At 75.0% G+C, this 7,139-nt stretch carries 7 protein-coding genes and 1 pseudogene; 2 read left to right on the top strand and 6 right to left on the bottom strand.

Annotated elements, in window-relative coordinates; all coding sequences use genetic code 11:
* Positions 1-1,223: pseudogene (locus Q7T67_RS05375) on the top strand (hypothetical protein); the annotation flags it as partial.
* 90 nt (positions 1,224-1,313) lie between these two features.
* Here the strand turns inward: Q7T67_RS05375 and Q7T67_RS05370 are convergent.
* From Q7T67_RS05370 to Q7T67_RS05360, 3 genes are read right to left on the bottom strand one after another with little or no spacing between them, the layout of a single operon-like run.
* Complete coding sequence (locus tag Q7T67_RS05370) at positions 1,314-2,513, bottom strand: MFS transporter (protein WP_304786758.1); 1,200 nt, start codon at positions 2,511-2,513, stop codon at positions 1,314-1,316.
* Positions 2,510-2,893 (bottom strand): RidA family protein, encoded by a 384-nt coding sequence (locus tag Q7T67_RS05365; RefSeq protein ID WP_304786757.1) that lies wholly within the window; start codon positions 2,891-2,893, stop codon positions 2,510-2,512. Before Q7T67_RS05365 ends, Q7T67_RS05370 begins: the two co-directional genes overlap by 4 nt.
* A 49-nt stretch (positions 2,894-2,942) precedes the next feature.
* Positions 2,943-3,233, bottom strand: a complete 291-nt coding sequence (locus tag Q7T67_RS05360) for a zinc ribbon domain-containing protein (RefSeq protein WP_304786756.1) — start codon at positions 3,231-3,233, stop codon at positions 2,943-2,945.
* A 92-nt stretch (positions 3,234-3,325) separates the two neighbouring features.
* Here Q7T67_RS05360 and Q7T67_RS05355 point away from each other — a divergent pair, with 92 nt between their 5' ends.
* The gene (locus Q7T67_RS05355) at positions 3,326-3,997 is read left to right on the top strand and encodes a TetR/AcrR family transcriptional regulator (protein ID WP_304786754.1); all 672 of its coding nucleotides are present in this window, start codon (positions 3,326-3,328) and stop codon (positions 3,995-3,997) included.
* A 14-nt stretch (positions 3,998-4,011) separates the two neighbouring features.
* On the opposite strand, the gene Q7T67_RS05350 is transcribed toward Q7T67_RS05355, so the two are convergent.
* Genes Q7T67_RS05350 through Q7T67_RS05340 form a run of 3 tightly spaced genes read right to left on the bottom strand, consistent with a single transcriptional unit; the run spans position 4,012 to position 7,096 of the window.
* A complete protein-coding gene (locus tag Q7T67_RS05350) occupies positions 4,012-5,022 on the bottom strand; it encodes a phosphotransferase family protein (protein WP_304786752.1) in 1,011 nt (336 codons plus the stop codon).
* Entirely contained in the window at positions 5,019-6,239 is a 1,221-nt protein-coding gene (locus Q7T67_RS05345; RefSeq protein ID WP_304786750.1) for an acyl-CoA dehydrogenase family protein, read from the bottom strand. The genes Q7T67_RS05350 and Q7T67_RS05345 overlap by 4 nt, the downstream gene beginning before the upstream one ends.
* A complete protein-coding gene (locus Q7T67_RS05340) occupies positions 6,224-7,096 on the bottom strand; it encodes an enoyl-CoA hydratase-related protein (RefSeq protein WP_304786748.1) in 873 nt (290 codons plus the stop codon). The genes Q7T67_RS05345 and Q7T67_RS05340 overlap by 16 nt, the downstream gene beginning before the upstream one ends.
* Positions 7,097-7,139 lie beyond the last annotated feature (43 nt).

Genomic DNA, 7,139 nt, shown 5'->3' with positions numbered 1-7,139 from the left:
CCGCCGTCGCCGCCGCGCACGGCGCGCCCGAGACCCACCTGCACGGCCGGAGCCCTCGCGGCCGGCCGACCGCCGACCACGTGCGCGCCGGCGTCGCGCTCGCCCTCGTCTCCGCCGCGCTGACGGCGGTCGTCTTCCTGCTCGTCCTGCTGCTCGTGACCGGCTGGGACGTCCGGCCGCTGAAGGCCGCCGTCGGCGTGTCGCTGCTCCCCGTCGCCGCGGTGGCCGGCTGGCGGATCCCCGGCGACCCGTGGCTGCGCGCCTCCGCCGGGTGCGCCTTCGTCGGCGCGGGGATCCTCGCGCTGGCGCAGCTGCCGACGGTCGGCTGGGGCTGGGTCGTCCTGCCGCAGCTCCTGGCCGGCATCGGCATGGGGATGGCCCTGCCCGCGCTGGCCGGCGAGCTCCTGCCCGAACGCACCCCCGGGCAGGCCGCGGGCCTCCTGTCGCTCCGGCACGTCGGCATCACCGTCGCGCTCCTGGCCCTCGCCCCGGTCATCGCCACCCAGCTGGACCGCACGATCGACGACACCCGCGAGCAGGTCGCCGCCCTGGTCCTCGACGCCCGCCTGCCGCCGCAGGAGAAGCTGACGTCCGTCGGGGCCGCGCTGGGCAAGGTGACCGAGGAGGATCCGCGCGGCTCGCTCCGCACGGCCCTGGTCAGCCAGGCACCGAAGTTCGCCGGGAGCGCCGACGACGCCGCGGTCTACGCCCGGCTGACCGTCCGCGCCGACGAGACCCTGATCACCGCGGTCAACGGCGCGTTCCGCACCGCGTTCCTCATCACGGGCGGCCTGGCGCTGCTGGCCGCGCTGCTCGTCCTGCCGCCCCTGGGCCGCCACCCGGCGCTGGCGATCGCGCTCGCCGCCGCGGCCCTCGCGCTCGCCGGCGGCCAGGTGCTCATGGCCCGCGGGGAGCGTCCCGCCCCGGTCGTCATCGCCGACCCGTGCCAGGACCGCAGCCTGCCCAACATCGGCGGGCTCGACGGCTTCGTGCAGGACGCCGCCCTCGGCCTGCTGGACCGCGCCGCCTGCCGCTTCGGCTCCTCGCGCGAGGAGCTGGCCCTCGCGTTCGGCGACGCGAAGCTCGCTGCCGCGTACCAGCGCGAGCACGGCGTGGACCCCCGGAAGGAGATCCCGGCGCTGCTCGGCGGCGCGGTCGGCGGCGGCGACGGCGAGCCCGGGACGCTGGAGAAGCTGATCCGCCGGCTGATCCCCGGGGGCTGAGCCGCGGCCGAGGGGCGCCGGCCGGCCGTCGGCGGCCGCCGACTCCGACGAGCCCGGTCCGCCGCCGTCCCGCGGCTCGGCGGGACCGGCTCAGAGCGGCACGGCCCCGATCGCCGCCGGCGGCTCCGGACCGCGCTCTCGGGCCCGCCCCCACCGGCGGCGCAGCGCCGCCGCCCCGACCGCGAGGACGACCGCGCACCCCGCGGCGACGAGGAAGATCGCCGAGAACCGCCCGTCGTCGGCGAGGGGCGCCGCGAGCGCGCTGGCCACCGCCGCGCCGGAGAAGATCGATCCCGAGAACAGCGACACCGTGAGCGCGCGGGCGCCGGGGTTCACCTGCGTCGCCCACAGCTGCATCGTCGAGTGCATCAGTCCGAACCCGGCGCCGAGGCAGACGGTCGCCGTCAGCGTGCTGACCACGGTCGTCGCGAGCCCGGCGGCGAGCAGCCCCGCCGCCGCCAGGGCCGCTCCCAGGCGGATCCGCGTCTGCGGCGAGAACACCCGGATCGCCCGGGTCACCAGCGGCGTGCAGAGCACGTTGGCCAGGCCGAACCCCGCGGCCGCCGACCCCGCGACGGCCGCGGAGACGCCGTCCTGCTGCAGCGCCGCGGCGACGAACGTCAGGGCGCCGAAGATCACGAGCCCCTCGACGAACCCGATCCCCAGCACGATCCCCGCCCAGGGCCGGCGGAGCGTCTCGCGGGCCTGCGCCCGCAACGGCAGCCGCCCGGGCTCCCGACGCGGCTCGGGCAGGGACGTCAGCACGACCGTCAGGGCGGCCGCGAGCACCGCGGACGTCGCGAAGGCGAGGCGCCAGCTCGCGAACTCGGCGAGCAGGCCGGCGAGCACGGTCGCGCAGGCGATGCCCGCCGAGGAGGACGCCATGAGGACCGCGAGCGCGTGCTGCTGCCGCGGGCCCCGCACCGCGTCGGCGACGTAGACGATGGAGGTCGGGATGAGGGCCGCGAAGCACAGCCCGGCGACCGCGCGGGACGCGACGAGCAGCGCGAAGTCCGACGTGCTCGCCGCGACCGCGCAGGCGACGGCGCCGCCGATGGCCGCACCCCGGAGCACCGTGACGCGGCCGACCCGGTCGGACAGGACGCCCCAGAACGGCTGGCTGACGCCGTAGGCGACGAAGTAGGCGGTCGCGATCAGCGCGACGTCGCCGAGCGACAGCCCGAGGTCGCCGGCGATCGGGACCAGGAGCGGCGGGATGCAGAAGCGGTCGAACGACGAGAGGCCCGACGCGAGACGCAGCCGGACCTCGGCGCCGCCCGTCCCGCTCACCCGGCGGTGGGCAGCTCGGCGACGGCCTCGATCTCCGCCACCCACGCCTCGTCGTAGATGCCGCAGATGACCACGGTGATCCCCGGACGCAGGTCGCCCATCGCCTCGGTGCGAGCGACCTTCAGGGCCTTCTGGTGCTGCCGGTCGGCGAGGAACACGCGCAGGTGCACGACGTCGTCGAAGCCCGCGCCGGCCGTCTTCAGGACGTTCTCGATGTTCGCGAAGACCTGGCGGATCTGGTCCGTGGGGTCCTCGGCGACCGGGCCGCCGTCGGGCCGCTTCGGGGTCTGGCCGCTGACGAACAGCAGCGGCCCGTCCGTCTGCACGCCGTGGGTGTACCCGACGGCCTCGGGGTGGTCGGTGGGGGTGTGGAGCTTCATGGGGTCCTCGATGCGGTCGGAGGGGGACGGCGGCGTCGGGACGCCGCCGTCAGTGGGCGATCTGCCACGGGCGCGACGGCCCGTGGTCGTGCCCGTGTCCGTGTCCGCCGGAGCCGTGCCCGGGGACCCCGACCACGCGGGCCGGGTCGTGCCGGCTGCGGTCGTCCACGGCGTCGGCCAGCCCGGTCGCCGAGCGCTGTCCGCCGATGGCCGGGCTGCGGTAGACGCGCACGGCGTCCGCCCCGCACGCGACGCAGGTCGCCGTCCCGGAGGACTCGGCGATCGAGCGTCGCTCCTCGAACGGCCCGCAGGTCGCACAGCGGAAGTCGTACAGCGGCATGCGTCGGCATACTAACGAACGATCGCTATTTGATCGAGAAAGCGTGTAAGACCATGAGCTCCACCGTCCGACGCAGCGATACGCTGTCCGCTGTGAGTCCCGCATCCTCCGCCGCGTCCGCGGCCTACGAAGCCATCGTGCTGACGGCGGGCGAGCCCTCGTCCGCCGACGGTCCCGGGCGCTGGCCCGACGTCCGAGAGGCGGCGCTCTCCCTGTTCTCCGCGCGGGGCTACCACGGCACGACGATGAAGGACGTGGCCAAGGTCCTCGGCGTCCGCGCGCCCAGCCTCTACAACCACGTCGAGTCCAAGCAGGAGATCCTGCAGCGGATCATGGTCAGCGGCATGCACCGGCTCCTGGCCTTCCAGGACGCGGCGCTGGCGTCGACGGACGACACGGCCGAGCAGCTGCGCCGGATGACCGGCGCCCACGTGCTGGTCCACATCCGCCACCGGCACTCCGCGATGGTGGGCGACCGCGAGCTCTCCAACCTCGAGGGCGAGGCGCTGGACCTCGTGCGCTCCGAGCGGGCGCGCTACGAGCAGCGCTACCGGGCGCTCATCCAGCGCGGCGTCGACGACGGCCTGTTCCACGTCGACCAGCCGAAGGTCGCGACGTTCGCGATCATCCAGATGGCCAGCTCGGTCTCCGTGTGGTTCAACGAGGACGGCCCCCTCAGCGACCACGAGGTCGCCGACGAGTACGGCGCGCTCGCGCTGCGCATCGTGGGCGCCGACCCGGCGCGCGTCGACATCTCCGCCTAGCGCGCCGGGGGGCCTCACCCGCCGGCCCCGGCGTCCAGCGCCCGCTCGGCGCGGAGCAGCATCGCGTCGATCATCGCCGCGCGCCCGGGCGTCTCGATCCCCGCGTCGACCTCGCGGCGGAGCACGCCCTCCAGGATGATCGCGACCTTCCAGCAGGCCAGCGACTCCCAGAACGCCAACTCGTCGAGCACGCGGCCCGACGCCGCGGCGTAGGCGTCCGCCATCGCCGCGCGGTCCGGGAAGCCGTCCACGAGGGCCGTCGGGTTGGGCTGCGGCCCGTCGTCGCCGGGCTGCGGCCAGTAGGCCAGGAGCGCCCCGACGTCCGCCATCGGGTCGCCGAGGGTGCAGAGCTCCCAGTCCAGGACCGTCGCGACCCGGCCGTCCTCCGCGGCGAACAGGACGTTGCGCAGGTGGTAGTCGCCATGGACCAGGACGGGCTCGACGAACGCCGGGATCCGTGCTTCGAGCCGGTCGGCCAGCGCCTCCACCCGTGGGAGCTCGCGGGTCCGCGTGGCCGCCCACTGCCGACGCCACCGGCGCAGCTGGCGCTCGCCGTACGAGGTCCGCGCCGCGAGCTCCCGCAGGCCGGCGACCTCGAGGTCCACCGCGTGCACGGCGGCGAGGGTCGCGGCGAGCGCCGTCGCGGCGGCGCCCCGCCAGGCCGGCGGCTGCGCCTCGGCGGCATCCGGCCCGTCGATGGCCACGCCGTCGACGTGCTCGAGCAGCAGCAGCGGGACGGGCGCGACCGCCTCGTCCGTGCAGAGCCCGAGCGGGGCCGGCGCGGGGAACCCCACCGCCGCGAGACCGGAGAGGATCCGGTGCTCGCGGACCACGTCGTGCGCCGACGCGAGCAGCTCACCCTCGGGCGGGCGGCGCAACACCCATCGGCGCCCGTCGGCGTCGGTGACGAGGAACAGCATGTTCGACCGTCCCCCGGCCATGCGGTCGTACCGCACCGGCGGGGCGACCCCCAGGCCGAGGCCGAGCAGCCACGCCGTGACCTCGCCGCCCGGCTCCCAGCTCATGCGGCGGGCCGACCGGTGCGGCGGAGCTCGAACTGCGCGACCGTGCGGCGGTGGACCTCGTCGGGACCGTCGGCGAGGCGCAACGTCCGCAGGTGCGCGTACATCGAGGCGAGCGGGAAGTCGTCCGAGACGCCCGCGCCACCGTGGATCTGGATCGCCCGGTCGACCACCCGACATGCCACGTCGGCGGCGGCGACCTTGATCGCCGCGATCTGCGCGCGGGCCTCGCGGCTGCCGACCGTGTCGATCAGCCACGCCGTGTGCAGCACGAGCAGCCGGGCCATGTCGATCTCGATCCGCGACTGCGCGATCCAGTCCTGCACGTTGGCGCGCTCCGCGAGCGCCGAGCCGAACACGTGGCGGTCCTTCGCCCGGGCGCAGAGCAGCTCGAGCGCGCGCTCGGCGGCCCCGATCGCCCGCATGCAGTGGTGCACGCGTCCGGGTCCCAGGCGGGCCTGACCGATGCGGAAGCCGTCGCCCTCCTCGGCGAGGATGTTGGACCGCGGCACCCGCACGTCGGTGAAGCGGATCTCGCCGTGTCCGCCCGGGTCGTGGTAGCCGAAGACGGGCAGTCCACGGACGAGCTCCACGCCGGGGGTGTCCATCGGGACGAGCACCATGCTCTGCCGCCGGTGCGGGTCGCCGTCGGGGTCGGTGCGCCCCATCACGATGAGGATCCGGCAGGTGCCGTGCATGGCGCCCGTCGTCCACCACTTGCGGCCGTTGAGGACGTACTCGTCGCCGTCCGTGTCGATGCGCAGCTGGATGTTCGTGGCGTCGGAGCTGGCGACGTCGGGCTCGGTCATCGCGAAGCCCGAGCGGATCTCGCCGCGCAGGAGCGGGACGAGCCACTGCTCCTGCTGCTCCGGGGTGCCGAAGTGCGCGAGGACCTCCATGTTGCCGGTGTCCGGCGCGTTGCAGTTGCAGGCCTCCGGCGCCAGGCGGCTGCGCCCCATGACCTCGGCCAGCGAGGCGTACTCGACGTTGCTGAGGCCGGGACCGCAGAGGTCGGGAGCGACGTCGAGCGGTGCGGGGAGGAACAGGTTGGTCAGGCCGCGGCGGCGGGCCTCCGCCTTCAGCTCCTCCATCACCGGGGGCTGACCACCCTCCAGCGCCTGGGCCCGGAAGGTCGCCTCCGCGGGGATCACGTGGTGCTCGACGAAGTCGGAGAGCTCCTCCCGGAGCGCGAGGACCCGGGGGGTCAGCGAGAAGTCCACGACGCCTCCCGGGGCTCGGCGACGTCGGCGCTCGTCATCGGGATGCCGAGGTCGTCCCGGTCCTCCGGGGGCGCCAGGGGCGGGAAGTCCGGGGCGCGGCGCTCCATGTAGCTCGCCACCCCCTCCTTGACGTCGGGGCGCTCGAACGACTCGAGCATGAGCTGGTCGGACTCGGCGACCGCCTGCGCGAAGTCCGTCTCGGCGTGCCGCAGGACCTGGCGCTTCATGATCGCCATCGACGCCGGCGAGCACTTCGTGGCCAGGTCCGTCGCGTAGGCGACCGCCGCGTCGAGGAGCTCGTCGGCCGGGACGACCCGGTCCACCAGGCCCATCGCGAGGGCCTCCTCACCCTTGACGACCCGGCCCGACAGCAGCAGGTCGAGCGCGCGGCTCGTCCCGATCAGGCGGGGCAGGATCCAGGAGAGCCCGTACTCCGCGATCAGGCCGCGCGGGGCGAACGACGTGGTCAGCTTCGCCTCGGGCGTCGTGAACCGCAGGTCGCAGAACAGCGCCTCGACGAGGCCCAGGCCGGCCGCGGGGCCGTTGATCGCGGCGATCAGCGGCGTGTCGATGGACCGCGGGAAGGACCGGGTGCGCGGGCGCTCCGAGCGCTCCGCCGCGCGGTCGATGCGCTGCAGGTTCGCCATGTCGGCACCGGCGCAGAAGCCGCGCCCGGCGCCGGTCAGGACGATCGCGCGGACGTCGCCGTCGCGCTCCGCCTCGTCGAGGAGGGCGAAGTACTCGTCCTCCAGGTCGTTGTTCCAGGCGTTGAGGCGCTCGGGGCGGTTCAGCGTGAGCACGAGCACCGGCCCACGGCGCTCGCTGAGCACCAGCGGCCCTTCGGATTCGTCGGTCATGGATCTCCTCGGTGGACGGACCCGAGGAGACTAGCTAACGTTA

Origin of the sequence: Patulibacter sp., from assembly GCF_030655195.1 — a bacterium.
GTDB lineage: Bacteria > Actinomycetota > Thermoleophilia > Solirubrobacterales > Solirubrobacteraceae > Patulibacter.
Note: the sequence above shows the minus strand (reverse complement) of the source record. Positions and strands in the feature narration are given on the sequence as shown.

Coding starts and splice junctions, on each gene's coding strand:
- Q7T67_RS05365 (WP_304786757.1), bottom strand. CDS start 2,893: ATGAAGCTCCACACCCCCACCGACCACCCCGAGGCCGTCGGGTACACC.
- Q7T67_RS05360 (WP_304786756.1), bottom strand. CDS start 3,233: ATGCCGCTGTACGACTTCCGCTGTGCGACCTGCGGGCCGTTCGAGGAG.
- Q7T67_RS05350 (WP_304786752.1), bottom strand. CDS start 5,022: ATGAGCTGGGAGCCGGGCGGCGAGGTCACGGCGTGGCTGCTCGGCCTC.
- Q7T67_RS05340 (WP_304786748.1), bottom strand. CDS start 7,096: ATGACCGACGAATCCGAAGGGCCGCTGGTGCTCAGCGAGCGCCGTGGG.